Annotated in this window: 24 protein-coding genes and 1 riboswitch; of the genes, 9 read left to right on the top strand and 15 right to left on the bottom strand. The window is 62.7% G+C overall.

What is annotated here, in order from left to right; all coding sequences use genetic code 11:
* Nucleotides 1-7 precede the first annotated feature (7 nt).
* From DEIDE_RS04870 to DEIDE_RS04890, 5 genes are all read right to left on the bottom strand, one after another.
* Nucleotides 8-1,603 carry an alpha-amylase family glycosyl hydrolase gene (locus DEIDE_RS04870; protein WP_012692837.1) on the bottom strand — a complete coding sequence of 532 codons (1,596 nt, stop codon included), beginning with the start codon at nucleotides 1,601-1,603 and terminating at the stop codon, nucleotides 8-10.
* 248 nt (nucleotides 1,604-1,851) lie between these two features.
* Nucleotides 1,852-2,991, bottom strand: a complete 1,140-nt coding sequence (locus DEIDE_RS04875; RefSeq protein WP_012692838.1) for an LCP family protein — start codon at nucleotides 2,989-2,991, stop codon at nucleotides 1,852-1,854.
* A gap of 56 nt (nucleotides 2,992-3,047) precedes the next feature.
* On the bottom strand, nucleotides 3,048-3,374 hold the full coding sequence (yidD, locus tag DEIDE_RS04880) for a membrane protein insertion efficiency factor YidD (RefSeq protein ID WP_012692839.1): 327 nt from the start codon (nucleotides 3,372-3,374) through the stop codon (nucleotides 3,048-3,050).
* Nucleotides 3,375-3,401: 27 nt separating this feature from the next.
* Entirely contained in the window at nucleotides 3,402-4,001 is a 600-nt protein-coding gene (locus DEIDE_RS04885; RefSeq protein ID WP_012692840.1) for a GNAT family N-acetyltransferase, read from the bottom strand.
* A 1-nt stretch (nucleotide 4,002) separates the two neighbouring features.
* Nucleotides 4,003-4,485, bottom strand: coding sequence for a GNAT family N-acetyltransferase (locus DEIDE_RS04890; protein WP_083764227.1), 483 nt, complete (start codon nucleotides 4,483-4,485; stop codon nucleotides 4,003-4,005).
* A 174-nt stretch (nucleotides 4,486-4,659) separates the two neighbouring features.
* Between DEIDE_RS04890 and DEIDE_RS04895 the strand changes: the two genes are divergently transcribed.
* Nucleotides 4,660-5,766 (top strand): Gfo/Idh/MocA family protein, encoded by a 1,107-nt coding sequence (locus DEIDE_RS04895; RefSeq protein ID WP_012692842.1) that lies wholly within the window; start codon nucleotides 4,660-4,662, stop codon nucleotides 5,764-5,766.
* Between the two features lie 250 nt (nucleotides 5,767-6,016).
* Here DEIDE_RS04895 and DEIDE_RS18375 read toward each other — a convergent pair whose 3' ends face one another.
* The 5 genes from DEIDE_RS18375 to DEIDE_RS04920 all read right to left on the bottom strand — a co-directional run bounded on the left by DEIDE_RS18375 (nucleotide 6,017) and on the right by DEIDE_RS04920 (nucleotide 11,300).
* Nucleotides 6,017-6,853: an esterase/lipase family protein gene (locus DEIDE_RS18375; RefSeq protein WP_012692843.1), complete on the bottom strand. Its 837-nt coding sequence runs from the start codon at nucleotides 6,851-6,853 to the stop codon at nucleotides 6,017-6,019.
* A gap of 271 nt (nucleotides 6,854-7,124) precedes the next feature.
* Nucleotides 7,125-7,208: riboswitch (cyclic di-GMP riboswitch) on the bottom strand.
* Nucleotides 7,209-7,563: 355 nt separating this feature from the next.
* On the bottom strand, nucleotides 7,564-9,783 hold the full coding sequence (locus DEIDE_RS04900) for an AAA family ATPase (protein ID WP_012692844.1): 2,220 nt from the start codon (nucleotides 9,781-9,783) through the stop codon (nucleotides 7,564-7,566).
* The gene (gene clpS / locus DEIDE_RS04905) at nucleotides 9,780-10,097 is read right to left on the bottom strand and encodes an ATP-dependent Clp protease adapter ClpS (protein WP_012692845.1); all 318 of its coding nucleotides are present in this window, start codon (nucleotides 10,095-10,097) and stop codon (nucleotides 9,780-9,782) included. Before clpS ends, DEIDE_RS04900 begins: the two co-directional genes overlap by 4 nt.
* A 98-nt stretch (nucleotides 10,098-10,195) precedes the next feature.
* Nucleotides 10,196-10,798 (bottom strand): hypothetical protein, encoded by a 603-nt coding sequence (locus DEIDE_RS17955; RefSeq protein ID WP_012692846.1) that lies wholly within the window; start codon nucleotides 10,796-10,798, stop codon nucleotides 10,196-10,198.
* Nucleotides 10,799-10,931: 133 nt separating this feature from the next.
* On the bottom strand, nucleotides 10,932-11,300 hold the full coding sequence (locus tag DEIDE_RS04920; RefSeq protein WP_012692847.1) for a hypothetical protein: 369 nt from the start codon (nucleotides 11,298-11,300) through the stop codon (nucleotides 10,932-10,934).
* 90 nt (nucleotides 11,301-11,390) lie between these two features.
* On the opposite strand from DEIDE_RS04920, the gene DEIDE_RS04925 reads away from it, so the two are divergent.
* Nucleotides 11,391-12,374: a DUF1517 domain-containing protein gene (locus DEIDE_RS04925; protein WP_012692848.1), complete on the top strand. Its 984-nt coding sequence runs from the start codon at nucleotides 11,391-11,393 to the stop codon at nucleotides 12,372-12,374.
* Nucleotides 12,375-12,467: 93 nt separating this feature from the next.
* Nucleotides 12,468-12,797 carry a hypothetical protein gene (locus tag DEIDE_RS04930; protein WP_012692849.1) on the top strand — a complete coding sequence of 110 codons (330 nt, stop codon included), beginning with the start codon at nucleotides 12,468-12,470 and terminating at the stop codon, nucleotides 12,795-12,797.
* 3 nt (nucleotides 12,798-12,800) lie between these two features.
* Here DEIDE_RS04930 and DEIDE_RS04935 read toward each other — a convergent pair whose 3' ends face one another.
* Complete coding sequence (locus DEIDE_RS04935; RefSeq protein ID WP_162485401.1) at nucleotides 12,801-13,628, bottom strand: phosphatase PAP2 family protein; 828 nt, start codon at nucleotides 13,626-13,628, stop codon at nucleotides 12,801-12,803.
* 32 nt (nucleotides 13,629-13,660) lie between these two features.
* Here DEIDE_RS04935 and DEIDE_RS04940 point away from each other — a divergent pair, with 32 nt between their 5' ends.
* A complete protein-coding gene (locus DEIDE_RS04940; RefSeq protein WP_012692851.1) occupies nucleotides 13,661-15,262 on the top strand; it encodes an ABC transporter ATP-binding protein in 1,602 nt (533 codons plus the stop codon).
* Between the two features lie 55 nt (nucleotides 15,263-15,317).
* On the opposite strand, the gene DEIDE_RS04945 is transcribed toward DEIDE_RS04940, so the two are convergent.
* Together DEIDE_RS04945 and glgP are read right to left on the bottom strand one after the other, a co-directional pair.
* Nucleotides 15,318-16,211 (bottom strand): EamA family transporter, encoded by an 894-nt coding sequence (locus tag DEIDE_RS04945; RefSeq protein WP_012692852.1) that lies wholly within the window; start codon nucleotides 16,209-16,211, stop codon nucleotides 15,318-15,320.
* A 75-nt stretch (nucleotides 16,212-16,286) separates the two neighbouring features.
* Complete coding sequence (gene glgP, locus DEIDE_RS04950) at nucleotides 16,287-18,803, bottom strand: alpha-glucan family phosphorylase (RefSeq protein ID WP_012692853.1); 2,517 nt, start codon at nucleotides 18,801-18,803, stop codon at nucleotides 16,287-16,289.
* A gap of 97 nt (nucleotides 18,804-18,900) precedes the next feature.
* On the opposite strand from glgP, the gene DEIDE_RS04955 reads away from it, so the two are divergent.
* Nucleotides 18,901-19,368, top strand: a complete 468-nt coding sequence (locus tag DEIDE_RS04955; protein ID WP_012692854.1) for a hypothetical protein — start codon at nucleotides 18,901-18,903, stop codon at nucleotides 19,366-19,368.
* A 121-nt stretch (nucleotides 19,369-19,489) separates the two neighbouring features.
* On the opposite strand, the gene pilC is transcribed toward DEIDE_RS04955, so the two are convergent.
* Nucleotides 19,490-20,710 (bottom strand): type IV pilus assembly protein PilC, encoded by a 1,221-nt coding sequence (gene pilC, locus DEIDE_RS04960; RefSeq protein WP_012692855.1) that lies wholly within the window; start codon nucleotides 20,708-20,710, stop codon nucleotides 19,490-19,492.
* Nucleotides 20,711-20,777: 67 nt separating this feature from the next.
* On the opposite strand from pilC, the gene DEIDE_RS04965 reads away from it, so the two are divergent.
* From DEIDE_RS04965 to gatA, 4 genes are all read left to right on the top strand, one after another.
* Nucleotides 20,778-21,422, top strand: a complete 645-nt coding sequence (locus DEIDE_RS04965; protein WP_012692856.1) for an L-threonylcarbamoyladenylate synthase — start codon at nucleotides 20,778-20,780, stop codon at nucleotides 21,420-21,422.
* Complete coding sequence (gene scpB / locus DEIDE_RS04970) at nucleotides 21,419-21,964, top strand: SMC-Scp complex subunit ScpB (protein ID WP_012692857.1); 546 nt, start codon at nucleotides 21,419-21,421, stop codon at nucleotides 21,962-21,964. The genes DEIDE_RS04965 and scpB overlap by 4 nt, the downstream gene beginning before the upstream one ends.
* An 89-nt stretch (nucleotides 21,965-22,053) precedes the next feature.
* A complete protein-coding gene (locus DEIDE_RS04975) occupies nucleotides 22,054-22,821 on the top strand; it encodes a DUF4388 domain-containing protein (protein ID WP_012692858.1) in 768 nt (255 codons plus the stop codon).
* 87 nt (nucleotides 22,822-22,908) lie between these two features.
* Nucleotides 22,909-24,372, top strand: coding sequence for an Asp-tRNA(Asn)/Glu-tRNA(Gln) amidotransferase subunit GatA (gene gatA / locus DEIDE_RS04980; protein WP_012692859.1), 1,464 nt, complete (start codon nucleotides 22,909-22,911; stop codon nucleotides 24,370-24,372).
* Here the strand turns inward: gatA and truB are convergent, their stop codons facing one another.
* On the bottom strand, nucleotides 24,373-25,305 hold the full coding sequence (truB, locus tag DEIDE_RS04985; RefSeq protein WP_012692860.1) for a tRNA pseudouridine(55) synthase TruB: 933 nt from the start codon (nucleotides 25,303-25,305) through the stop codon (nucleotides 24,373-24,375). It abuts the gene before it with no gap.
* Nucleotides 25,306-25,307 lie beyond the last annotated feature (2 nt).

Raw genomic sequence — 25,307 nt, forward strand, 5'->3', positions numbered from 1 at the left:
GCTCTGACTAAACCCGCAGCACCCGGGCCTCGTTGGGCCGAAGTGGCGCGCCCGCCTCCGGCTGGTCGCCCAGGCTGCTAAGTAGGGTCTCGCCGTGGGTACCGTTGCTCAGGTCGAGTTCCTCGGATCCGAAATTCAGCACCACAATCAGCCGGTCGCCATCCAGAGTTCGCTCGAAAGCAAACACCTTGTCGTGACCGGCGTCCAGACTCCGGTAGTCGCCGGCCAACAGTGCAGGATGCTCCTGACGCAGCCGGGTCAGGGCCCGGAAGTAGCTGAGGTCACTGGACGGATCGTTCTCCTGGGCCTGGACATTCAGCGTGGTGTAATTGTCGCCCACGGGGAGCCAGGGCTCGGTACCTGCGGCGCTGAAGCCTGCGTTGGCGCTGTCGTCCCATTGCATGGGGGTGCGCTCAGGATCGCGGCTGGCGGTGGGGCTTTCGGGCTGCTGAAGGCCAGCCGGGTCAACCATGCGGTGCAGTGGAATGTGCACGTTGCTCATGCCGATCTCGTCGCCGTAATACACGGTGGGAGTGCCGCGCAGGGTCAGCAGCAGGGTCTGGGCCACACGGTACTGGGCGTCACCTACACGTGACCGGAAGCGGTGCTGGTCGTGGTTGCCCAGCACCCAGTTCGGCCACGTGTGGGCCTTGCGGCACTCTGCGTCGTAACTGTCGGTGAATGTGCGGATCTGGGCAGCGTCCCAGGGCATCAGAATCAGGTGAAAGTTGAATGGAAGGTGCACCATCGGCTCGTCGGGAGTCCCGGCAAAGGGCAGCAGCTTTTCGACCGGCAGGTAAATTTCACCGACCATCATGCGGTCATCGAATTCGTCGATCACTGCGCGCATTTCCCGGATGTACTCGTGCGTTTCGGGTTGATCCTGGGTATAGATGTGCTCCACGCTGGCGTGCTCGATATCGCCGGGACGCCAGTTGGGATTGGCGGGTTCATCGAGAAAGCGTTCGTCTTCTGCCAGCAGCCAGATCACATCGACCCGGAAGCCGTCAACGCCGCGCCGCATCCAGAAGCGCAGCACCTCGAACATGGCCTCCCGGACGTCCGGATTGCGCCAGTTCAGATCCGGCTGTGACGGCAGGAACTGATGCAGGTAATACTGGCCGCTTGCCTCGTCCAGGGTCCAGGCCGGCCCCCCGAAAAAGGATTTCCAGTTGTTGGGCAGTCCGCCGTCCGGGCCTGGATCGCGCCACACGTACCAGTCACGCTTCGGGCTGCCTTTGCCCTGCAACGCCTCCTGAAACCAGGCATGGTCGCTGGAGGTATGGTTGGGAACATAGTCCAGCATGACCTTCAGCCCCAGGCGGTGGGCCTCAGCGACCAGAGCGTCGAAGTCTTCGAGGCTGCCAAACAGCGGATCGATATCGCAGTAATCGGCGACGTCGTACCCGAAGTCCCGCATCGGACTGGTGAAAATGGGGGAGAGCCAGACAGCCTGCACTCCCAGGCTGGCTACGTAGGGCAGCCTGGCCGTGATCCCACGCAGATCCCCAACGCCGTCGCCGCTGGCGTCCTGAAAGGACCGTGGATAGATCTGATAGATGATGCCGCTCTGCCACCACTTCAACTGCGCTGTCAGGGTCATAGGGTCAGCCTAGCAAATTTTTTCTGTATCGATTAAGTACAAAAAGACAGGCTGCCCTTCGGGGAAACTGAAGCATGTGAAACTACGTCAAGGCTGAATCCCAGTTCTTCCTGGGACCGGCGCCCAGAGCATCAACGTCCGCGATCAGGTCGTGGGTTGCATTCAGGAACGGGGCGGACTGAGCTGGTCGCCAGGCCGGCTCGGCGTAAGCTGTGTCCCCAAACTCCTGAACAGAGGTTGAAGTGATCTCAGTTGGCTGGCGTATCCGTGCCCAGGCGCACGGTGACATCAGCGCCGGAGACCCCTGCCGCCGAGGTCACCGTGCCGTGGCCGACATCCTGCAGCAGACGTGGCGCCGCGCTGCCTGTGATGGTGGTCGGTGCCGGGCCGCGAGGTTCCGAGGCGATCCAGACATTCCTGTAGCCCAGACTTTCGAGCTTTGTCTTCAGGCGAGCCGCGCTGCCCGCCGGAGCGTCGATATTCACTACGGCAATCCCCAGGCTGCGCGGGTCGTTGGGATCGCGGAAGTGTTTGGCGATCAGTGCGTTCAGAGCGGCCCGGTCTGTTTCCCAGATACTGAGCCGGCCACTGCGGCCGAAGTTCCCTGGAACCGTATGTGTCTGTACCTTCAGGCCACTCAACGCTCCTCCAAGGAGCGCACCGAACTGCTCCCGGCTGATGTTGGTTTTGGTGGTCCGGTCCAGCGCGCCGGCAATCATGGGCAGGCGCCACCAGTTCAGCGGGTTCTTGACCTGATTGCCCATGGCTGTCATGAACTGCTGCTGACGTCCCACCCGGCCAATGTCCCCAAGGTTGTCATTGCGAAAACGCAGGTATCCCTCGGCCTGCACGCCATTGAGGGTCTGCCGGCCAGGTTGCAGGTCCACATGCAGTTTTCCGGCATTGTCGTCGTACTTCATTCTCTGCTGGACATCCAGCGTCACGCCCCCTGCCGCATCTGTCAGGGCCCGCACCGCGTACAGCGATAGAAACACGTAAGCGTCGGGTTTGACGCCCGTCAGGCTCTGCACCGCGTTCATGACCATTTCCGGGCCACCGTGGGGATTGGCACCGTTGATCTTGCCCCAGCCCCAGCCGGGCACATTCAGCCATGTGTCGCGCGGAATGCTCAGCAGGTTGACGGTGCCGTCCGGGCGCAGCTGTGCCAGGACCAGGGTATCTGTGTTGCCCTTGTAGTCTTCCGGTTTAACCGGGTAAGGCCACACCGGCGCATTCTCGTCGTACTCGGGCGCCACGCCCGCCAGCAGCAGAGTCACGGGACCCTCGGCCTTGCGGGGCAGGGCACCGTACTTCATCAGGGCGGGAGCAGCAGGGGCAGACAGGGCCACCAGACCAGCAAGGGCAGCAAGAACGACGACGCGGAGCACGGGCGGAGCATACCTCTAAGTAGCTCACGGCGTATCACCCAGAAGGAGGATGGTCCTCAGCCGCAGCGGAAGGGGATCGGCAGAGGGCCGCAGCAGCACACCCCACGTACCTGTGGCCCGCTTGTTCCAAACGCCAGGGGAGAGCCCTCGCGCAGGGCGTTATGGGCCTGGCGGCAGCTGGCAAAGCGCGTGGCTACCCGGCGGCGCCCGCCGATCAGCCCGTCCTCCCGGATGATGCGTGCCACTGCTGCCGAGCAGGAATCGCCGCCGTGCAGCGCCGCGTGAGCGCAGCGAAAACCCTTATGCGGGGAGAGATAACGTCCATAGAAGCGGATGGCACCCAGAGCAATGGCGTCCAGGGGACGGGAAATAGGTCTGGTCATGCCCCAGGGTAGCCACCGCCCCAGGCTTCAGCGTCCTGCCTCAACCGATGGTGAAGCCGCTCCTGCCGCCGGGAGCTCGTGGATGAGGTGAATAAAGCGGATACCCGACACCGTACGCTCTCCAGCCGCTATGAAGCCATGCCGGGTGTACAGGCGCGTGGCCGGGTTGTGGGCCTCGGACAGCAGGCCCAGCCTCGTCAGACCCAGCGTCTGAGCCCGAATGACAGCTGCCTCCAGCAGGGCCCCGCCCACACCTCTGCCCCGCCAGTCGGGACTGACGGCCAGGGTATCCAGATACAGCTCCCCGGGCTGCCCTTCGGGTTCGGTCGTTGCTGGCTGGCCAAGGACCCGCAGGTGATCGCGGAAAGGCTCATCCAGTGCCATGGCAAATTCTCCAGGGTAGGAGACGAGCAGCCCGACAGGCTGATTGCCGGTTTCCGCAATCAGGGTATGGGTAAAGCTCAGACGGTGTCCCCTCAGCGGAAAGAACTCGGCCAGGACATGGGCAGCGTCGTCATCTGTGGTGGTGCCTGTCAGGGCCCGCCCGATCCCTCCGATGGTGGACTGGATCAGTGGTGCGGCAAACCCGGCGTCAAAAAGCTGGGCGGGGCGAATACGGACTGTCATGTCAGGACCGATTCTGGCACTCCCGGCGCAGCAGCGCCATCTTCACGCTGTCATGACGCCGCCCCTGCCACACGCGAGCCTGCGGAATCCGGGGGCACTCATGCCAGCCGGCGCGCAGTGCTGCGCGCAGCATCCGCTCGTTGCCGCTCCAGGTGGTCAGCGTCAGAACGTGGGCGTCAGTGTCGTGGAAGGTAAGGTCAGTGCACTGACGCAGCGCCTGTGTTCCCAGGCCGCCGCCCCAGTACCTCGGATCGAAAATCAGCACTCCCAGTTCCCACCATCCGCCTCCCGCCGGTGCTTCCTCCCAGCGCGTGGTCTGCCCGATGCACTCGCCATTCAGGGCAACAATGTGCAGATGCGGACTGGGCATCATGCCCTGCGCCTGCTCGAGAAACGCTTCAAGCGAGGTTCTTTTTGGCGCGGCTGAGCTGTGAAAATACGGCGCGTCCCAGCGTTTCCATTCGGGAGCCGGCTCAGCCTGCATTCAGTAACACACGACAGGCCGGTCTTCGGGGTGTCGTTCGCGCAGCGCCAGGCTCATTGCGCTCAGTGTGACAAACCTTGCCCGCCGCACGCATCGGCACGGTGGCCTGCTCACCTCAAGAGAGGGTGAACTGCGGTCATCAGTGCCTGTGAACACAGCCCGGTACGGTAGGGCATGCCGCTCAAACCTGATCTGCCCCAGCCGGAAGCCGAACAGCAGCGCGTAGGGTACGCCATCGTCGGGCTCGGCCAGCTGACGGTCGAAGAACTCGTCCCGGCCGTGCGCACCAGTGAACATGCCCATGTGGTCGCGTTCGTGACCAGCGAAACCGAAAAAGGGCTGGCCCTGGCCCGCGCCGTTGGTCTGGGCGAGAACGACGTCTACACCTACGACGATTTCGAGAAGATCGCCGAGCGCGGCGACGTGGACGCCGTGTACATCGTACTGCCCAACGCCCTGCACCGCGAGTACGTGGAGCGTGCTGCGAAGATCGGCAAGCACGTGCTGTGTGAAAAACCCCTGGGTATGAACGCCGACGACGCCCGCGCCATGGTGCAGGCCTGCGGTAACGCTGGTGTGCTGCTGATGACCGCCTACCGCTGCCAGTACACCCCCGAACACTGGGCCGCGCGCGACGCCGTGCAGAACGTGAAACTCGGCAAGGTCAAACTGCTCGACAGCGTGCATGTGCAGGTCGAGGACCATCCGGAGGCCTGGCGCCTGAAAAAGGAACTCGCAGGCGGCGGCCCCCTGGTGGACGTGGGTATTTACTGCCTCAACACCATGCGCTTCGTGCTGGGTCAGGAGCCGGAATGGGTCTTCGCTGCGCTGCACCAGCCGGAAGGTGACCCCCGGTTCGAAGAAGTCGAGGAATCGCTGAGCTTCATGCTGGGCTTTCCCGGCGGCGTGATGGCCAACGGCCTGACCAGCTACGGAGCGCGGACCACCAGCACTCTGCGTGTTCTTGGCGAGAAAGGCAGCCTGCTGATGGACCCTGCCTTTCCCTATGTGGGTGTGAGCCTGAGCCTGACCGATGAACAGGGAGAATTGACCCCCAGTTTTCCCACGTATGACCAGTTCAGCCGCGAATTCGACCACTTCGCGCAGTGCATCCGCCAGGGCAAACGGCCGTGGACCCCCGGTGAGGAAGGCGTGCAGGACCATGTGGTGATGGACGCCATTTACGAAAGTGCCCGCACGGGACAGGTGGTGAAGCTGAAGGGTGGGCAGGGGAAAGATGCTTTCCGCGGCACAGCTCCTGAGGTGCCCGGCCGGGACTGACTTGAGGCAGTCTGACCGAGCGGTTGAAGGAATGCCATGATCGTAGTAGTGCGCATTAATTCAATGACGGGGGCTGGAGGCGAAAACCGTGGGAAATGGAGAGCAACTACTGCTGATGTGTAAAGAAAGCGGAGCAGTTTTGCCCGGCTAACGCCTTTATTGGCCCTAAGTAATCAGGGTGGAATGAATTAGATTATGTCTCCCATCTTTCATCATGGTTATGCCAGAAATTTGCCCAGACGACCGATAGTTACGGACTTGTGGACTTGGCTAAGGGTCCGACGGTCAAGAAATATTTGACTTCTTCATATAGATTTACTTCATTAACAAAGTCGCCATGAGAAATGCATTTTGGAGTGTAGTAATTATAAGCTCCCTGCTTCAGCACAACGCTATCTACAGGGTTTATAACGAAATCGCACTTAGAACGCCAAGTGCCATAGCGTATAGTCGTGGGATATTGTGCAGTTGGTTTGTCGTAAGGTGTTTCGGCATCATCGCCGCCATAGTTTAATCCGTCTACCGAATTTGTAAGAAAGGCTGAGCCAGGCTTCATCTCGGTACAGGCTATGTCTGAGCCAGAACATAGATAGGTCGTTTTCGTCCCATGATTTGGACCTGCCAAAGAAACCCATGTACCCACCTTGATTATATCTGGCTTCATCAAGTAGCGAATGTAGTACCTTGATGAAAGCGAACCCATCGATACAGCAACAATATCAACCTTTTTACTAGAAGTGTGACCGGATCCATATGCTTTTTCCAGTGCGGTCTCTATATCGGTCATGATCTGTTTGGCGATGTCTCTATTTGAACCTTTGGGAGTGTAGTTGAATGCACTCAGACAACGATCAGGGTAACCAGCGGCCATAAATCTGGATTTCATGGTATCCCATACGCCAGAGCCTGAGTTATAGCCATGCACGAATAGAATAGGATTGGATGGACATGGCGGTGTGAGTTCAGTATTGAGGGTAGAAACCTTTGGGGCAGTCATATTTTGTGAAAACGAATCTTCTGTAGTTTGCCCGCAAGCTGATAGGATCAATATTCCCATAAACGTTGCACTTGCTCTTATAGTTTTCATTGATTTCCTCCTTAACGAGGTTTGCACTATGACATCAGGCGAAAACGTTAGGTTTAACAAACAAAGTCTCTTAACTATCATCTATTTACCGGGTAAATACGAGAATTTTCGAGTTGATAACAAGTAAGCGGCATGCCGACAGACCGATAAGCAGATTCCACCTAGCACCTGTTATGGGAAGAGATGAGGACCATCGGACTAAAGCGCACTAGCAGGAATCAAAAATTAGGGGTGTTACCGTCAAACGCGAATTTTCGAGCACGCATACGCCTCTCCATTGAGTCGGGCTCACCATTCGCTCGGCTTGACCCAGGTGACCGTATACAGGGCAAGCGTCGATGCATCTCAGTACAGTGAGTTCCCAGCCAGTCCGATGCGGAGTGCTGTGACATACGTTCTGTTGGGTGGATCCATACTGCTTCATACCCCCCGATTCCGCAAGGTTAAATAAGTCGTTCCTAATGAAGAACGACTATTGTTCATTCACTTGTGTAGAGCTGATCAAAAATAATCGCTGACTATCGCGCACAGCTGGACCATACATAGCGCTTAGCTTCAGACGGCGCAGGTCGTCACCATGGCCAGTCAACGTACGGACCATCAGATGGATAAAAGCAGGCTTTGACAGAGCAGAAGTGCGCTGCCCTATCTACCGATAGTCGTAACAGTTCAGAACGCCTCTGCCCTTGGGAGCCGTTCAGGCGTGAAGCTCAGAACCGGAAGGTAAAGGTGTCTCCGGAAGCTCCCACTGTGACCTTACCGCCTTTGCTCAGCCGGCCGAACAGCAGCTCGTCACCCAGGGGCCGCTTGACCTGCTGCTCAATCACACGTGCCAGCGGCCGGGCGCCCATCAGCGGGTCGTAGCCCAAGGTGGCCAGCAGAGTCCGGGCAGCAGGCGTCACAGTCAGGTTGACCTGACGCTCGGCCAGCTGCAGGTGCAGATCTCGCAGGAATTTGTCCACCACGCCGGCCATCACTTCACGTGACAGGGGACGGAAGTGAATCACGCTGTCCAGGCGGTTGCGGAACTCGGGCGTGAAGGTGCGCTTCACGGCCTCAGCCTGTTCCCCGGCGCGTCCCTCACGGGAAAAACCCAGCGCAGGGCGGCTGGCGTCGGCAGCACCCGCGTTGGTGGTAAAAATCAGCACCAGACCGCGCCCATCGACCTTCTTGCCAGCGTGATCGGTCAGCGTTCCGTGGTCCATCAGCTGCAGGAAGATGTTGTACACGTCCGGATGGGCCTTCTCGATCTCGTCGAGCAGCAGCACGGCATGAGGGTGGCGGGCCACCGCGTCGGTCAGCAGGCCGCCCTGGTCAAAACCCACGTACCCGGGAGGGGCCCCGATCAGCCGCGCAACGGTGTGCGCTTCCTGATACTCGCTCATGTCAAAACGCGTCAGCTCAATGCCCAGCCGTTCGGCCAGGGCGCGGGCCAGTTCAGTCTTACCCACTCCGGTGGGTCCGGCAAACAGGAACATGCCCTGCGGTTTGGTCTGGTCGCGCAGTCCGGCGCGGGCCAGTTTGACTGCACTGGCTACGGCCTCCACGGCCTCGTCCTGACCAAAAACACGGCTTTTCAGATCCCGTTCCAGCGTGGCCAGCGACTGCACTTCCTCGGCCTTCACGGCGCCCAGCGGTACCCGGGCCATGCGCGCGACGGTGGCTTCGATGTCAGCGACATCAATGACGCCTCCCTTTCCGGCACTGCTGCGAGCAGCCCCTGCTTCGTCAAGCACGTCGATGGCCTTGTCGGGCAGGAACCGGTCGCGCAGATGGCGCACGCTGAGGCGCACTGCCGCGTCCAGGGCGCCGTCCGTGTAAGTCACCTTGTGGTGCGAGGCGTAGCGCCCAGCCAGCCCCCGCAGAATGCTCAGCGCATCTTCCTCAGAAGGCTCCGGTACGTCTACGGTCTGAAAGCGCCGCCACAGAGCCCGGTCCTTTTCCAGATGACGCAGCTCAGCCGGTGTGGTGGCGCCCAGGACCCGCAGCTTGCCACGGGCCAGAGCAGGCTTGAGGAGGTTGGCAGCGTCCATGCTGCCTCCCTCGGTGGCGCCGGCGCCCACCAGGGTATGCAGTTCGTCGATGAACAGCACGGCGTTCTGGCCATCCAGGGCGGCGAGGACTGCTTTCAGCCGCGCCTCGAAGTCGCCCCGGTAGCGGGTTCCGGCCAGCAGGGCCCCCAGATCCAGGGCGTAGATGCCGGCTCCTTTCAGGAAGCCCGGCGCGTCGCCGTCCGCCACGCGCTGCGCCAGGCCCTCGGCCAGCGCCGTCTTGCCAACCCCGGGTTCCCCGACCAGCACCGGATTGTTCTTGTTGCGCCGCGCAAGCACGTGCACTGTGCGCTCAAGCTCGGTGGTCCGGCCAATCACCGGATCAAATCCCCCTGCTCGCGCCTGCGCAGTCAGATCGGTGGTGTAAGCCTCAAGCGGGTTCTGCTCGGCGCTGCCTTCCAGTTCGGCCGGGCTGTCCACTCCAACCGCGTGGCGTTCGCGGCTGCGACCTTCAACCTTGGCCACACCGTGCGAGACGTAGTTCAGCATGTCCAGCCGGTTGACCCCCTGGGCTTCAAGGGCAGCGCGCGCCGGGCTGTCGGGTTCTTCAAGCATTTCGACCAGAACGCGTGCGCCGTCGGCCTCCTGGCTGCCTTTGCCACTGGCATGCAGCTGTAACACGGCTCCCTGCACGACACGGTGCAGACCAAGGGTGAAATCTGGCTCGATGCCCGGGACGACCTCCAGGGCTTTGAGCTCGGCCTCCAGGGTTTCACGCAGGGCTTCTACGTCGGCTCCCATGGCCAGCAGGGCTTCCAGGGCTTCAGGGTCGTGGGTCAGGGCCAGCAGCAGGTGTTCCTGCGTCACGTACTCGTGACCGGCTTCGCGGGCGTGAGCTGCCGCGCGGCCAATGGCCAGTTGCAGGTGCTCGCTGATCATGTTTCTGTCTCCGGCTCGGAAACCAGCCGCAGGGGATAGCCCTCCTGGCGGGCACGGTCGGTGACCTGCGCAACTTTCGTTTCGGCCACGTCACGCGTATAGATGCCAGCCACTCCCTGCCCCTTATGGTGGACGGCCAGCATGATCAGCTCGGCTTCCTGTTCGGTTTTGCGGAAATACAGTTCCAGTACCCGCACCACGAATTCCATCGGGGTGTAATCGTCATTGAGAAGCAGCACGCGGTACAGCCTGGGGCGCTGCGTGGCGCTTCTCTCCAGTGTCTGTGTATGGCTCTCGCCGTCCCTTCGCGTCATGGCTGAAGTCTACCGGCTGTACCTGTGGCTGACCGTGGTCCCTGCTTCACCAAAGCAAAAACCTCCCCGGTGGGGAGGCTCATGCGTGGCAAGCTGGCTTACATTTTGCGTTCGGCGTCACGCACCGAATTCTGGGCAGTATTGCCAGTTTTCTTCGCTGCCTGGTTGGCTTCAGCTGCGGCTTTCTGCGCGGCGCTGCGGGCATCCTGAGCAGCGTCTTTCAGGGTGGTCTGGGCGTCCTTGGCAGCTGCCTGAGCGTTGGCTTTGGCATCCTGGGCAGCGTCACGGGTCTTGTCGCCTACGTTCTGGGCATTGTCCTTGGCATCTGTTGCTACCTGGCTGGCAGCGTCCTTGGCCTCACTGGCCGCGCCACTGACAGCTCCCTTGACCTCACTGACCACTTCCTTGGCCTTGTCCAGCGCCGCCTGGGGACCACCGCTGGCGGCCTCCTTCACTTCACCGGCCTTATCGGCAATCACGGCACCTGCGCTCTGGGCAGCGTCCACGGTTTTTTCCCAGCCCTTGGCGACGCTCTGCCCCATATCCGTGGCGGCGTCCTTGAGTCCCAGTTCGGCCAGCTTGGCGTCCAGCGCCTTGCGGTTCTGCTCGCGGCTCAGGTAATAGGCCCCGGCACCGATCAGGGCGCCCAGCAGCAGCAATCGTTTGGTAGGAAAGTGATGGGATTCATAGTGGTCAGACATTCCTGAAGCCTACGGGTCTGCTCTCATGAACAGATGAGGGGGGGTTATGCCCGACTTCACGCCGTCTGAGGTGATTCTCGCAGGGCGCAGAGCATCACTTGATGAGGCTGTTCTCTCCGGGCTCCCGGGAGCTTTAGATCAGGCCCAGCCGCCGGGCAAGCTCCGCGGTCAGGATCCATTCTTCGGGCTCCTCCATACCGCTGACCCGCACCAGCACGCAGCCGCGTTCCAGGTAAAAAGCGCAGATTTTCGCCCACGCCTCTTCCTCATCTGCAGCCGTCTCGTCCAGGTCCTCCAGTGTTTCCCAGATGTCGCCGTCCACGTCGGCGCTGCGCAGGGCCTCGGCGTGACCACTGAGCACGTAGGCATCCACAGCTTCATGGTTTGGGTAGGTCTGGCCGGCCTCGCGCAGTTCGAGCCGGTCATCGCGCTCGTACAGGCCAGCCAGAAGTTTCTCCCACTGGTCGGCATTCAGGGTGATCTGATTTTCAGGCGCGTTCACGCTGAGCAGTGTACCCCTGTGGCCCGCACGTAAAGATTTCTGAACAGTGTTCCCGAAGCGTGAGTCATGGCCGCCCCGTAGACTCACGCTATGCAGCCCGCAATCCGCAAGACCCTGAGCACGCTTCTGATCGCTGCCCTGCTTTGCGTGGGCAGCCTCGGCCTGACGCCCGGCGCCCTGGCACAGTCGGGTGGCGGTTTTGGTGGCAGCAGCTCCGGAGGAGGCTCCGGCGGTTCCTCAGGTGGGGGCTACAGCGGTGGGGGCGGGTATTCCGGCGGTGGGTATAGCGGTGGAGGCTACAGCGGTGGCGGCTACAGCGGGGGATACCGTGGCCCGATCATCATCAACGGTGGCGGCTACGGCGGCGGTATGGGCTTTGCGGGGGGCATGGGCATCGTCCCTCTCCTGATTTTCGGATTCGTGATCTTCTCAGTGGTAAGAGGCATGCGGCGCAGCATGAGCCACGCTGGTGGCGGAACGCGTGGGCTGGCCGGCATCAGCGGGACGGCGCAGGCGGTCAGTGTGCAATTGCTGCTGGCTGAAGGTGACGAGGTCAAACGCGCCCTGCAGCGCGTGGCCCAGTCCGGAGACCCTGACACCAATGCCGGCCTGGCGCGCATGTTGCAGGAGGCGGCGCTGGTTCTCCTGCGCCATCCAGAGCGCTGGGTCTACGGCAATGTCGAGCGTGCTCAGGGCGATCCAAGCGCTGCAGACAGCCAGGTCGGTACCTGGGCCACCGAAGCGCGGGCGGCCTTTACGGAACAGACCACCAGCAACTACCAGAACCGTGATCCCAACAGCGGGTTTGTCCGCCGCGACGATTACAGCTTCCAGGCCGACGGCACCGACCTGTATCTGGCCGTCACCATCGCAGTGGCCGCACACACCCTGAGTAACCTCCCTCCGGCAGGAGTCACCAATGCCGCCGAAGCCCGAGCGGCGCTGGCGGCCATCAGCAGCGTATCGCCCGGTGACCTGATCCGGGCCGAGGTGATCTGGAGCCCGGATGTGGAAGGCGAGTTCCTCAGCGAGGAGGAGGCCATCCGCAAGTACCCCCAGCTCACTCGTCTCTGAGCGGTGAGTTGCCAACATGCTGAGGCAGCGCTTTGAATTAATGGCTGGGCCGCTTTTCCACAGCGAGGCGCTGCGAAGTCGGGCGTCACGCTGATGGCGGCCCGCCGCGCGCCTCCTGCGTCCTGGCCGCCCCCGCCGGGCCAGCCGGAGCTGTGTGGTCTGTGTGGCCGGGCAGTGCCGGTGCTGACCGAGCACCATCTGATTCCCCGCTCGCAGGGACGGCGCCGGGGTACCCCAGTCACAGAACTTCCGACCGTCATGCTGTGCAGCCCGTGTCATAAATTTCTGCACCGCACCTTTACAAATGCTGAGCTGGCCGGCGAGTATCACAGCCTGGACGCACTGGGAAATCACCCGGAGGTCAAAAAATTCGTGACCTGGCTGCGCAAACAGCCGGTCACAAAAGGGATACGCGTGCGCTGAAGCTCAGACCTGGGCAGGCGTTCGCATGGGGCTCAGCTGCGGGCCGGACTGCGGCATCCAGCGGCGCAGCACAAAGGGAACGCCCTGCACGGCCACGACGACCAGCAGCGCGTAGCGGAGCGCCCGCACCAGCCCCAGGTTACGGACCTCTTCAGGAAGGGCGGAAAGGCCGAAATACACGGCGAACACCATCACCAGCCCAAGCAGCGCCACCACCAGACGGCCGGTCCACTCACGCGGAGGGACAAAGCTGGGGCGGGCGTACCAGAATCCGGCCAGCATGCCGAGTCCTGCTCCCAGTTCACGTGGTGTGCTGCTGGGGAGCAGGGCCGCCACGGCCAGCAGGACAAGTGGAAGGGCAAGGCGAGTCCAGTCGTGCTGCGGGAAGTACCCATGACGTGCGGACAGGGCAAAGAGGCCACCCAGGAGCAGACCCACAATGACGTCACTGGGGTAATGAACCTGCAGGGCCAGCCGCGACACTGCGATCAGGCCAATCAAGGCAACTGCGGCGATCCAGACTCCGCGCCGGCCGACCTGGATGGCAATTCCACCCCACAGGGTGGCGGCCATCTGGGCGTGACCACTGGGAAGCCCCGGTCCGCCCGCTGTGGCTTTGGCCGCTTCTGAGGCCAGCTCAGGCTGAGCCACGAACGGACGGGGAAGATCCAGACCGTACTTGAGACCGGAATTCACCAGATAACTCAGCGCGAAGGCCACGCCAAGGTCCCGGCCACCCTGAGGCCGCACCAGCCAGGTGTACAGGGCGAGCGCCACAATAAATACCTCGTCACGTCCCAGGGTCGTGACTGCCAGCCAGAATGACTCCATAGTCATCATTCTGAAGGATTACACTTCAGGATATGACGGTACTTCCTGCCGACGTGCTGCAGACTGTGCAGCATCGCTCAGAACACGCGCTGGAGCTGCGTGGTATTACCAAACGCTTTCCGCTGGTCCTGGCCAATGACAATATTTCCATGGCGGTGCGCTGGGGCAGCGTACATGCCCTGTGCGGCGAGAACGGCGCAGGCAAAAGCACCCTGATGAAAATCGTCTATGGCGCCCAGCCGCCGACCAGCGGTGAGATCGTCGTGGACGGCGAGGTCGTGCACTTTGACAACCCTGCCGACGCCATTGCGCGGGGAATCGGCATGGTCTTTCAGCACTTCATGCTGGTCGACACCCTGACCGTGACCGAGAACGTCATCCTGGGGGCCGAGCCCACCAGCGGTATGTCCATCAACTATGCGGCCGCGCGCCGGCGTGTGGCGGAGCTGATCAAGCAGTTCAACTTCGACCTGAAGCCCGACGCCCTGGTCGGAGACCTGCCGGTGGGCCTCCAGCAGAAGGTAGAGATTCTCAAGACGCTTTACCGCGGGGCACGCATCCTGATTCTGGACGAACCCACGGCCGTGCTGACGCCCAGCGAGACCGACGAGCTGTTCGACTTCCTGAAAAATCAGTACGCCGCGAGCGGCAACGCGGTGATCTTCATCTCGCACAAGTTGCACGAGGTGCTGCACATCAGCGACACCATCAGCGTGATCCGGGACGGCAAGATGATCGGCACGATTCCCGCAGCTGGCGCGACCACCGAAACCCTGGCGCAGATGATGGTGGGCCGCGAGGTGACCCTGAAGGTGAACAAGCAGCCTGCGCAGCCCGGCGAAGTGGCGCTGGACGTGCAGAACGTGGTTGTTCCCGGAGAGCACGGCAATGCGGTGGACGGCGTGAGTTTCCAGGTGCGGGCGGGGGAGATCGTCGGGATTGCCGGCGTGGAAGGCAACGGCCAGAGCGAACTGGTCGAAGCTATTACCGGCCTGACTGCCGTGGCATCGGGGCAGATCACCTACCTGGGCCGCCCCGCGCGTGGGGTGCGCGAGGTCGAGGCCGCCGGATTGTCGCACATCCCCGAGGACCGCAATGAACGTGGCCTGGTGCTGGACATGACCACCGCCGAGAACTACATCCTGGGTGAGCACGACCGCGCGCCCTTTGCCCGGAAGTTCGGCATGCTTGACCTGGACGCGATCGAAAAGAACGCCCGTGAACTGTCGGAAAAGTATGACGTGCGCCCGCGCAGTGCCAGCCTTCCTGCCGGGAAGTACAGCGGGGGCAACGCGCAGAAGCTGATTGTGGCGCGCGAGATGCGCAAGGGGCCCAGAATTCTGGTTGCCAGCCAGCCCACCCGTGGCGTGGACATCGGAGCGATCGAGTTTATCCATGCGCGGATTGTGGAAGCGCGGGACCAGGGGCTGGCCGTGCTGCTGGTCAGCGCCGACCTGGGTGAAGTTATGAACCTCGCCGACCGCATCCTCGTGATGTACGAGGGTCGCGTGGTGGGCGAGGTGGAGGCCTCCAGCGCCACCGAGACCCAGTTGGGCCTGCTGATGACGGGCAGCGCAGGCAGCAGTGGCCGCAGCGGCGAGGTCAGCGTGTCGCAGGCCACTGGCGAACGGTAAGACAGGCAGCTCAGCAAGGGCCACCCTGGTCACCGGGTGGCCCTTCTTCTGCCGCTCAGGTGATCAGCTCAGCCGGAGTGGACGGCTCGGCCACGCGCGGCGCACTGAGGTGAATCCCGGCGCTGGCCGCGATGACACACCCCATGGCTGCCCACTGCAGGGTGTTCAGGTGCTCGCCCAGGAACAGCAGGCCGCTCAGGGCGGCCAGGGCCGGCTCCAGGCTCATCATCACGCCAAAAACACGGGCGGGAATGGCCTTCAGGGCCACCATTTCCATGGTGTACGGTACGGCGCTGGACATGATGGCCACCCCCAGCCCGACGGCCAGCAGGGCAGGGGAAAGCAGGTCTGCTCCAGCCTGCACCAGCCCGAACGGCAGGGCGACCAGCGCGGCCACCAGCATGCCGGCCACCACGCCGGTGGTGCCGGGCACCTGCCGGCCCACCGCACCACCGGCCACGATATACAGCGCCCACAGTGCTCCAGCCAGCAGAGCCAGCGCGACGCCTCCCAGGTGCAGGGGCTCACCTCCTGACGCGCCGTGCGGCATGATCAGTGCGATTCCCACGCCCGCCAGGGCCACCCATACGAAGTCCAGAGCGCGGCGTGAGAGTGCCAGGGACAACACCAGTGGCCCCACGAACTCCAGTGTCACGGCCAACCCCAGCGGCAGGTAAACAAGGGAGGCATAGAAACACAGGTTCATCAGGCCCAGGGCCAGCCCGTAGGGCACCACGGCCCGCCACTGGGCGGCGGTCAATGCGCGGAGCCTGGGCCGCAACAGGACCACCAGTAGGGCGGCCGCCAGTGCCACCCGCATGGCTGTGGTGCCGGCTGCGCCCAGCACCGGAAAGAGCGTTTTGGCAAACGCCGCACCGGCCTGAATGCTGATCATGGAGATCAGCAGCGCCGGCACAGGCGGGATGGTCACGCGGTTCACAGGCGGCATTATGCCCCTGGGATACGTAAAACCCCCGGACCTGTGCAGGTCACGGGGGCGGGAATGATCAGCCTGGGCCTGTCTTCAGGCCCACTTGATCAGCCGGGCCTCCAGCTCGTTGCTCAGACCGTCAATCTGAGGCACCATGCGCACGCCTACTGAATACAGGCCGCTGTCCTGCAGGGGCACCTCCGCATGGAAGCTGCCGTCCCCACGGCTCTGCAGAGGCACGTGGGTCAGGTGACCGGCGCGGTCAAGCACCGCCTCGACCCGCAGGTCCTGCAGGGAGATCCCGGCGGGATGAACCTGCGCCGTCACCGGAATGGCCTGTCCAGGCTGGGCACTGGCCGGGAAGTCGGCCTGTGCCGTGATGGACGTATAGGGCCACTGCTGCTGTACCCAGCTCTTCCAGCCGGCAATCTCGCGGGCGCGCTGACTGCCGTTCGCTGCCAGCTGAGCGCCGCGTTGCGCCACCGGCAGGTAGTACTTCTGCACGTAGTCGATGACCTGCCGCTGCATGGAGAAGCGTGGGCTGACCGTCTCGATCGCGCGGCGGACCGTGTGGGCCCACGACTCGGCTCCAGGCAGGGTGCCGTAATAACGCGGCACGATGGCTTCTTCCAGGTGGGTGTACAGGCTGAAGGCGTCCGCATCGTCCTGCACGCTCAGGTCGGCATACTCGCGCTCCTCGCCGATGGGCCAGCCGTTGGTGCCGTCAAAGCCTTCCCGCCACCAGCCGTCAAGCACGCTGAAGTTGGGTGAGCCGTTGAAGCTGGCCTTCATGCCGCTGGTGCCGGAGGCTTCCAGGGGACGGCGCGGATTGTTCAGCCAGATGTCCACACCCTGCACGAGGTGGCGGGCGACATTCATGTCGTAGTTTTCCAGGATGACGATCTTGCCGCGGAACTCGGGCTCCTGAGAAACCTTGTAGATCTCCTGGATAAAGGCCTTGCCCGGGTTGTCGGCCGGGTGGGCCTTACCTGCAAAGACAAACTGCACCGGATGCTCCGGGTGATTGACGATGCGGCTCAGCCGGGCTTTGTCACGGAACAGCAGAGTGGCGCGCTTGTAGGTTGCAAAGCGGCGCGCGAAGCCGATGGTCAGAGCGTTCTCGCTGAGCACAGTTTCGGTAGCGGCCACATCTGCGGCGCTGGCGCCGTTGCGCAGCATCTGCTCCCGCATGCGGGAACGCACAAAGGCGATCATCTCGCGCTTCATGGTGAGCTGCACGTCATGCAGCTGCTCGTCCGTCAGGCCTTCGACCGCCTGCCACATGGCCTCGTCTTCCAGGCGTTCGGTCCAGTCGGCCGGCAGTACGGTAGACAGCAGGTCGCGCATGGCCTGACTGGTGAAGGTCAGGTTGTGCGCACCATTGGTCACGTGGCCGATCGGAACTTCCTCAGGTTGTGCGCCGCTGTACAGGAAGTTCCACATGCTGCGGCTGACCTCGCCGTGCAGCTCCGAGACGCCGTTGGCCGCCCGGCTCAGGTTCAGCGCGAAGACCGTCATGCTGAAGCTCGGCACCCAGTGGTTGTCCCAGAACTGGTCGTGTCGGGCCAGGGCGTACAGGTCGTCCCGGCTGGTGGCCAGCTGCGCGGGCCAATCGCCGATGTATTTGTCCATCAGCTCATAGGTAAAGGCGTCGTTGCCGGCTGCCACTGGGGTATGGGTAGTAAACAGGGTGCTGCTTGCCACGGTCTCAAGCGCGGTGCGGAAGTCCAGGCCACCGGCGACTGCCTCACGGATGCGTTCGAGGCCCAGCAGCGCCGCGTGGCCTTCGTTCATGTGATACACGTCAGCAGCAATACCCAGCAGCCTGAGGGCGCGGATGCCTGCGACACCCAGCAGGACGTATTGCTGGACCCGCAGGTCCTGGTTACCGCCGTACAGGCGGGCCGTGAGCTTGCGGTCTTCCTCGCTGTTCTCGGGCACGTTGGTGTCGAGGAGCAGCACCTGAATGCGGCCGACCTGCAGGGTCCAGACGCGTACCTGCACGGTGCGTGCCCCGAGGCGCACACTCACGCGTGCCTGGTGACCAGCTGGGGTCAGTGCCGGGCGGATAGGCAGGGTAGTCAGGTCCAGTTCGTCGTAGGCTTCGTTCTGCCAGCCGTCCTTGTCGAACAGCTGCCGGAAGTATCCCTGGTGGAACAGCATGCCGACGGCGGTAAACGGGAGGCCCAGGTCGGATGCACTCTTGCAATGGTCACCAGCAAGCACACCGAGGCCGCCGCTGTAAATAGGCAGAGACTCGTGGAACGCGTATTCCATACTGAAGTAGGCGACCGGGTTCATCCCGGGTGCCTTCTGTGTGGCCCACGTGTCGCGCTTGCCCATATAGGCATCAAAATCAGCCATGACAGCGGCGTAGCGTGCCAGGTACGCTGGGTCCGCGGCGACTTCGTCCAGGCGCGCACGCGGCACCTCCAGCAGGGTCCGGACCGGGTTCTGGTGGAAGCGCTCCCAAGTGGGGTAGTCCAAAGCCTGGTAGAGCTCTTGAGCGCGTGGGGTCCACGACCAGTAGAGGTTGTAGGCCAGCTCCGAGAGCCGCGCGATCTCCTCCGGCAGCTGGGGCAGGACAGTGACTTTCCCAATGATGTTCATACCCGATGAGCTTAGCGCATTCTCACTACACGCCAATCCAGGTTCGGGTGCCACAATGCGCCATGCATTTCTACCGTTCTCTATTTGCCGGTCCTGTATGACAGGCGTTCCGGACACAGAAACGGCTCTGCAGGCTGAAGGGGCCCGGCTGGCCAGGCGGCTGGCTCAGATCCTGCACGCCTCTTTGGACGAACAGGTCCGCATACAGCTGATCGGCCACAGCCTTGCCAGTAACCTGATCGGAGCCTTTGTTCCGACCGTGGAGCACGTCTCCCGGCGGGCCGGGCGGCCTCTGCATACCCAATTGGAGGTGGACGCTTTCGGGCAGATCGCGCTGCACGTTGTAGCTGCTGACGGCGCAACGCGCACCAGGCTGGGGGGCGCCGATCTGCTCGACCGGCTGCTGTTTACATCCGGTCGTCTGCATCCGGTTGTTGCAGAGCACCTGCAACGCGCGCTGGGCGGCAGTGAGCACCAGGCCACGCGGGCGCTGGTGGACTGTCTGCGGAGCAAGCCAGTGTTGAACGCCATGCAGCGGCAGCTGACTGTCCTGCTGTCCGATTGACCTGGGGCGGGGGAGATCGCTCTTCGTTAACGCCGCGCCAGAAGGATAATAAACGCGAGTGGAAGTGATTTCCCACCCGCGCGTCATATTCAATTTACCCGCGATTTTTCAGGGGAAAACCTTACTGGCTGAGGGCGCCAATAATGCTGAACATGGGGAGGAACATCCCAGCCACGATTGTGCCGATGATGACCCCCAGGAAAACGATCATCAGGGGTTCGATAGCTGCAGTCATGGCGTCGACGGCTTCGTCGACTTCGCGGTCGTAGAAGTCTCCGACCTTGTCGAGCATCGAATCCAGGGAGCCGGTTTCTTCACCAATGGAAATCATGCTGACCACCATCGGCGGAAAGACCTTGCTGGCCCCAAGACTTGAACTCATCTGTTCACCAACCATCACTACGTTCTTGGCATTGTCCAGGGTCTCCTCAACCACTGCATTGTTTGCCGTCCCCTTCGTGATCTCCAGACTCTCGATAATGTTGACCCCACTGCTGAGCAGCAGGCCGAGTGTCCGTGCAAATGAGCTGATGGCACTTTTCTGGATCAGGTTGCCGAAGACAGGAATCCTGAGTTTGATCTTGTCGATCTGCATTCGGCCCTTGGGGGTTTTGTAAATGGCACGGTAGGCATAAACGAGTGCTGTGACGACAAGGGCAATGACCCAGGTAGAACTTTTCAGGAAGTCCGACACGGCCATCAGCATTTTTGTGATGAATGGCAGTGGAGCGTTGAGCTGAACCAGAATCATCCCGAACTGCGGCACGATGGTCGTCAGCAGGAAGTAGGTGATGCCCAGTGCAAAAATAAGCACAATTACCGGATAGGTCATCGCACTCTTGATCTTGCCGCGCAGGGCCAGATCCTTTTCCTGGAAGCTTGCAATCCGCTCGAGGATGGCGTCAAGCGTGCCACTCGTTTCACCGGCACGAATCAGGTTGACATACAGGCGATCAAAGATTTTGGGGTACTTGGCGATGGCCTCGCTCAGCGGGATCCCCGACTCGACGTCCCCGCGCAGGTCCTTGACAACCTTCTGAAAGCCCTTATGCTCGATCTGCTTTTGCAGAATAGCCAGTGACTGCACCAGCGGGACTCCGGCGTTGATCAGCGTGGCAAGCTGTTTGCTGAAAATAGCCACCGGCTTGAGTCCTGGCGGGCGGTTATTCAGGAAGGGAATGTTGATATCGGCGTTCAGGCCGCTCTTGGGCGGCTTGATCTCGAGGATCATGAGGCTCTTGGACCGCAAGATGTCACGGACCTGAGCGGCCGTCTCTGCCTCCATCTGTGATTTCAGCACAGTGCCGGAGCGGTCGCGTGCGCGGTATTCAAAGACGGGCATACAGGATGAGTATAGTCATAAGGACTTGCAGTCTCCTGACTGCCCGCCGCCCGGAACCTCATGAACCATGACCTTTGATGTAATTTCTATGGTACCCAACACTCCACCAGATTGGCTTACTGCCGTTCATAACGCTGCCGCTGCCCTGCTGCGGGGAGCTGTCGTTGCCTATCCCTCGGAGACCGTGTGGGGCCTGGCCGCGCATCCCCAGCACCCGCAGGCTGTCGAGCGGCTGTACGCCCTGAAGGGACGCGCCGCAGACAAACCGGTGCAGGTGTCCTGCGCGGGGGTGGACGAGGCGCTTCATTACGCTGTCCCGAGCCCTGCGTTGAGTGCCCTGGCTCCGTTATGGCCCGGACCCCTGACGCTGGTTACGGCGGCACGGCCTGAGTGTCCAGCCTATCTCGCCCCCCATGGCCAAGTGGGACTGCGGGTGCCTGACCATCCGGTTGCCCTGGCACTGCTGCAGCTGAGTGGAGGCGCCCTGGCCACCACAAGCTGTAACCGCAGTGGTCTCCCTGCAGCCCGCACCTGGGAGGAAGCTGTCACGAGCGGCCTGGGCGACCTGGTTCTGCCGGACGGCGGTCATCCCGCGGCCGGCATAGCAAGCACAGTGGTTCTTCTGCCCGCTGGTGAAGTGGTCCGTGAGGGCGCCGTATCTGCCGTCACTCTCCGGCAGCTTTTGGTTCTGCACGAAGAGCGGGAACAGTGAGCGACACTGCACCTCGCCTTTCCCTCCAGGCGTTGATTGGAGCAGCGCTGCTGGCAGCGGGGCGACCCGTCGCAGTTCGGGAGCTGGCCACCGTCCTTCAGCTTGAAGAGGAAGCCATGCTGCGCGAGTTGGAGTCCTTTTCAGACGTGCTGTCGGCAGCGGATCTGGGTTTCCGTGTCGAGGTGGTAGCGGGCGGATACCGACTGGTCGTGCCGGGAGAAGTTGCAGCTCAGCTGTCGCCCCTGCTGGCCCCGCCGCCGCTGCCAGCCCTGAGCAGCGCTGCACTGGAAGTGCTGGCCGTCATCGCCTACCGTCAGCCGGTGACCCGCGCTGAAATTGAGGCCATGCGCGGCGGGAGCGCCAGCACCGTGGTCACCCTTCAGGAGCGTGAGCTGGTCAAGGTGGTGGGACGCAGTGACGCGGTGGGACAGCCGCTGCTGTACGGCACCACGGAACGGTTCTTAATGGAGTTTGGTCTGGCCGGCCTGGGTGACCTCCCGCCCCTGGACGGCGCGGATTTCTCGCATCTGTTGCGCGGCTGATCAGGAGCCGGGCGGGTTACAGGCAGGGCGCTTGTGAGTAGAGAATGGGTCACGATAAAGCACCTACGGCCACGAAGGAGAACCGGACCATGGTCAATACCACCATCAGCCTCGAGGCATTCGATGTGCTGGAGCTGTTATATCTGCTCGCGGGACAGCGGCGCACCGGGGCGTTGCAGGTGGTCCATAACGATGGTCGGTTCACCATGTGGATGGAAGACGGGCGCGTTCAGGCCCTGCGGTTCGGGCCCCTGAGCGGCAGTGTGGCCCTGAGGCAGCTCCTGCTTGATCCCCATGGACATTCCAGTTTTCTGCCTGGCGCCCGGCTGCCCACGCCGCTTGAACTGAACGCCACGCTGGATGAGGTGGTCATTGAGGCCCTGCTGCATGACATTCCGGTTTCAGAACTGCCGTTCAGCGGGCCTGGCCGGATCACTGAACCGCCAAGGGTAAACGTTCTGAAGTGGTCGGATGAGGAACAGCACATTCTGAGGCAGATTGACGCGCAGCACCCGGTCGGTGAACTGGCTGTCAGCCCGGCTGCCGTACGCCTGATTCTGACCCTGATCCGGATGGGGCTGCTGGTACCAACGCGTTCGCGGCTGGCGCGGCTCACCGTGGTCATGACCCGTCAGGTTCAGGGCATGGTGCTGGTCGACGAGGTGATCTGCCGGCGCTGGCACGAAGCGCTTCAACGGCCTCCAGCGCGCGTGGCCGTCAAGACCGGGTGTGGCATGGTTCATACGCTGGCCGTGTGCTCCGCGCCGGACCTTGGCCGCCAACTTCTGATTCCCCCTGAGCTGTTACTTCAGACCGGCATTCAGGGTGGAGACAGCGTGCTGGTGCAGCCAGTCTGAAGACACGGGTGTTGCGCGGTGCTGGTGCGCCCCGGTCTACCCGGCAGCAGATCCATGCACAGGTGCCCCGTTAGACTGGACGGCGGTATGTCCGTCCAGTTCACCGCCACTGCCCTTGCCCGCGCCGTCACGGCCGGCGAAACCACCCCTCAGGCCCTGCTGGATCAGGCTGTTGCCCGCGCTGAGGCTGCCAGCACCCTCAACGCACTGGTCAGCCTGAACGAGCAGGCCGGCGCCCAGGCTGCTGAAGTCAGCCGGCGACTGGCGGGTGGGGAAGCCCTGCCGCTCGCCGGGGTACCGGTGATCGTGAAGGACAACATTAATGTGTCCGGCACGCGCACCACCTGCGGCAGCCGCATCCTGGCCACCTATGTCAGTCCATACACGGCAACCGCTGCGCAGCGCCTGATCGACGCTGGGGCGGTCATCGTGGGCAAGGCCAACATGGACGAGTTCGCCATGGGCTCCAGCACCGAGAGCAGCGCTTCGGGTCCTACGCTCAATCCTTGGGACCTGTCGCGTGTTCCCGGCGGCAGCAGCGGCGGCAGCGCCGTGGCGGTTGCGGCCAACCTCACCCCGGTCAGCCTGGGAAGTGATACCGGCGGTAGCGTCCGGCAGCCTGCGGCCCTGACGGGCGTGTACGGACTTAAGCCCACCTATGGCCGGGTGTCGCGTTACGGGCTGGTCGCGTATGCCAGTAGCCTGGATCAGATCGGGCCGTTTGCCCGCAGCGCTGCAGACCTCGCGCTGCTGATGAATGTCGTGGCGGGGCATGACCCCCGGGACGCCACCAGCCTGGAGGCTCCGGCCCGGTTCCAGGCCGGAGCCCCCGAGGACCTCAAGGGGCTGCGCGTGGGCGTGATCCGCGAGAGCCTCGGGGGGAACACCTCTGCTGTTGACGCTGCGTTGAACACTACCCTGGAAGCCCTGCGCGCAGGAGGTGCCACAACCGGTGAAGTCAGCATTCCGGACCTGAGTCACGCCATTGCTGCGTACTACCTGATTGCCATGCCCGAGGCGAGCAGCAACTTGGCCCGCTACGACGGCATGGTCTATGGTCAGCGTGCTCCGGGCAGCGACGTGAGCGAAGTCATGACCCTGACGCGCGAACACGGATTTGGCCGGGAGGTACAGCGCCGGATCATGATCGGAACGTATGCGCTCTCCAGCGGGTATTACGACGCCTACTACAGCAAGGCGATGAAGGTCCGGCGACTGATCGCGCAGGAATTCAGCCGTGCCTTTCAGGAATATGATGTGCTGGTCACACCCACCAGCCCATTCCCGGCCTTCCGGCGCGGCGAAAAGACCAGTGATCCGCTGGCCATGTACGCCGCTGACGTGGACACGGTGGCGGTGAATCTCGCCGGGTTGCCTGCCATCAGTATTCCAGCCGGATTTGACCTGGCCGAGGGCGGTGTGAGACTGCCAGTAGGCGTTCAGTTCATTGCTCCGGCACTGAAAGACGAACTGCTGGTGCAGCTTGCCGGGGCCCTGGAGGGCATAGGCGCCGTTCAACTCGACAGCCCTGCCGGGTACGCAGCCCCCTGATCAGGCCCAGGCGCGCACGACCTTCAGCTGCTCTCCGTCTCCGTCCACGACTGCCACCAGCTGACCTTCCAGGGTCACGACGTGCCGCCCCTGCGCCGTGTGCCGGGGGCGTTTTCCCTGCCGAAGTTCCAGGGCCAGCCGTTCGCTGGCCTGGATCCGGGGAAAGTCCAGCGCTTCCAGATCGGGAATGCCCGGCGCTTCGGCCAGGTCCTCAAGTGACACCGCGCCGCTCAGGTCGTACCGGCCGACCCGGGTGCGGACCAGTCCGGCCAGGTGGGCGGGGACGCCCAGGGCAGCGCCCAGATCACGGGCCAGCGAGCGCAGATAGGTGCCACTGCCGACGCTGGCCCGCAGCAGGAGCGTGGGGAACTCACCCAGCGGCTCTGGCAGAGAAAAGGCCTGGCCCTGTGGATCTGGCGACCAGCCTTCAGGAGTTGCGGAAAACATGCGCGGTGCTGCCTGCACACTGGGGTAAACCCTAAGCAGGTCCAGCGAATGAATCACGATGTTCCGTGCAGGCAACTCGAGTGTGCCCCCAGCACGCGCCACAGCGTAGGCGCGCTGCCCGCCCAGCTGAATGGCGCTGTACTGGGGAGGAATCTGCTGCTGCGGGCCGCAGAACGTGGTCAGCATCCCTCGGATGTGGTCCTCATCGAGTGGGGGAACCGGCGCTGTAGCGTCCACCGGACCCTCAGCGTCCAGAGTCGGTGTGCCGGCACCCAGGCTGACCCACGCAAGGTAGTCCTTGCTGTCGTGCTCCATGAACTGCACAACCTTGGTGCTGTCATCCACACACAGCACCAGAACGCCGGTCGCCAGGGGGTCCAGAGTGCCGGTGTGTCCTACCCGCCGGGTTCCGCGCGCGCGGCGTGCGCGGTTCACCACGTCGTGCGACGTGAGGTTCAGCGGCTTGTCCACAGCAAGTACAGGCATGG

The organism is Deinococcus deserti VCD115 (genome assembly GCF_000020685.1).
Taxonomy (GTDB): Bacteria; Deinococcota; Deinococci; order Deinococcales; family Deinococcaceae; genus Deinococcus; species Deinococcus deserti.

Coding starts and splice junctions, on each gene's coding strand:
- DEIDE_RS04940 (WP_012692851.1), top strand. CDS start 13,661: ATGACGGTACTTCCTGCCGACGTGCTGCAGACTGTGCAGCATCGCTCA.
- yidD (WP_012692839.1), bottom strand. CDS start 3,374: ATGACCAGACCTATTTCCCGTCCCCTGGACGCCATTGCTCTGGGTGCC.
- DEIDE_RS04890 (WP_083764227.1), bottom strand. CDS start 4,485: ATGCAGGCTGAGCCGGCTCCCGAATGGAAACGCTGGGACGCGCCGTAT.
- DEIDE_RS04955 (WP_012692854.1), top strand. CDS start 18,901: ATGACAGGCGTTCCGGACACAGAAACGGCTCTGCAGGCTGAAGGGGCC.
- DEIDE_RS18375 (WP_012692843.1), bottom strand. CDS start 6,853: ATGAAAACTATAAGAGCAAGTGCAACGTTTATGGGAATATTGATCCTA.
- DEIDE_RS04885 (WP_012692840.1), bottom strand. CDS start 4,001: ATGACAGTCCGTATTCGCCCCGCCCAGCTTTTTGACGCCGGGTTTGCC.
- DEIDE_RS04935 (WP_162485401.1), bottom strand. CDS start 13,628: ATGGAGTCATTCTGGCTGGCAGTCACGACCCTGGGACGTGACGAGGTA.
- DEIDE_RS17955 (WP_012692846.1), bottom strand. CDS start 10,798: ATGTCTGACCACTATGAATCCCATCACTTTCCTACCAAACGATTGCTG.
- DEIDE_RS04965 (WP_012692856.1), top strand. CDS start 20,778: ATGACCTTTGATGTAATTTCTATGGTACCCAACACTCCACCAGATTGG.
- clpS (WP_012692845.1), bottom strand. CDS start 10,097: ATGACGCGAAGGGACGGCGAGAGCCATACACAGACACTGGAGAGAAGC.
- pilC (WP_012692855.1), bottom strand. CDS start 20,710: ATGCCCGTCTTTGAATACCGCGCACGCGACCGCTCCGGCACTGTGCTG.
- gatA (WP_012692859.1), top strand. CDS start 22,909: ATGTCCGTCCAGTTCACCGCCACTGCCCTTGCCCGCGCCGTCACGGCC.
- truB (WP_012692860.1), bottom strand. CDS start 25,305: ATGCCTGTACTTGCTGTGGACAAGCCGCTGAACCTCACGTCGCACGAC.
- DEIDE_RS04870 (WP_012692837.1), bottom strand. CDS start 1,603: ATGACCCTGACAGCGCAGTTGAAGTGGTGGCAGAGCGGCATCATCTAT.
- DEIDE_RS04945 (WP_012692852.1), bottom strand. CDS start 16,211: ATGCCGCCTGTGAACCGCGTGACCATCCCGCCTGTGCCGGCGCTGCTG.
- DEIDE_RS04900 (WP_012692844.1), bottom strand. CDS start 9,783: ATGATCAGCGAGCACCTGCAACTGGCCATTGGCCGCGCGGCAGCTCAC.
- DEIDE_RS04895 (WP_012692842.1), top strand. CDS start 4,660: ATGCCGCTCAAACCTGATCTGCCCCAGCCGGAAGCCGAACAGCAGCGC.
- DEIDE_RS04930 (WP_012692849.1), top strand. CDS start 12,468: ATGGCGGCCCGCCGCGCGCCTCCTGCGTCCTGGCCGCCCCCGCCGGGC.
- DEIDE_RS04925 (WP_012692848.1), top strand. CDS start 11,391: ATGCAGCCCGCAATCCGCAAGACCCTGAGCACGCTTCTGATCGCTGCC.
- DEIDE_RS04975 (WP_012692858.1), top strand. CDS start 22,054: ATGGTCAATACCACCATCAGCCTCGAGGCATTCGATGTGCTGGAGCTG.
- glgP (WP_012692853.1), bottom strand. CDS start 18,803: ATGAACATCATTGGGAAAGTCACTGTCCTGCCCCAGCTGCCGGAGGAG.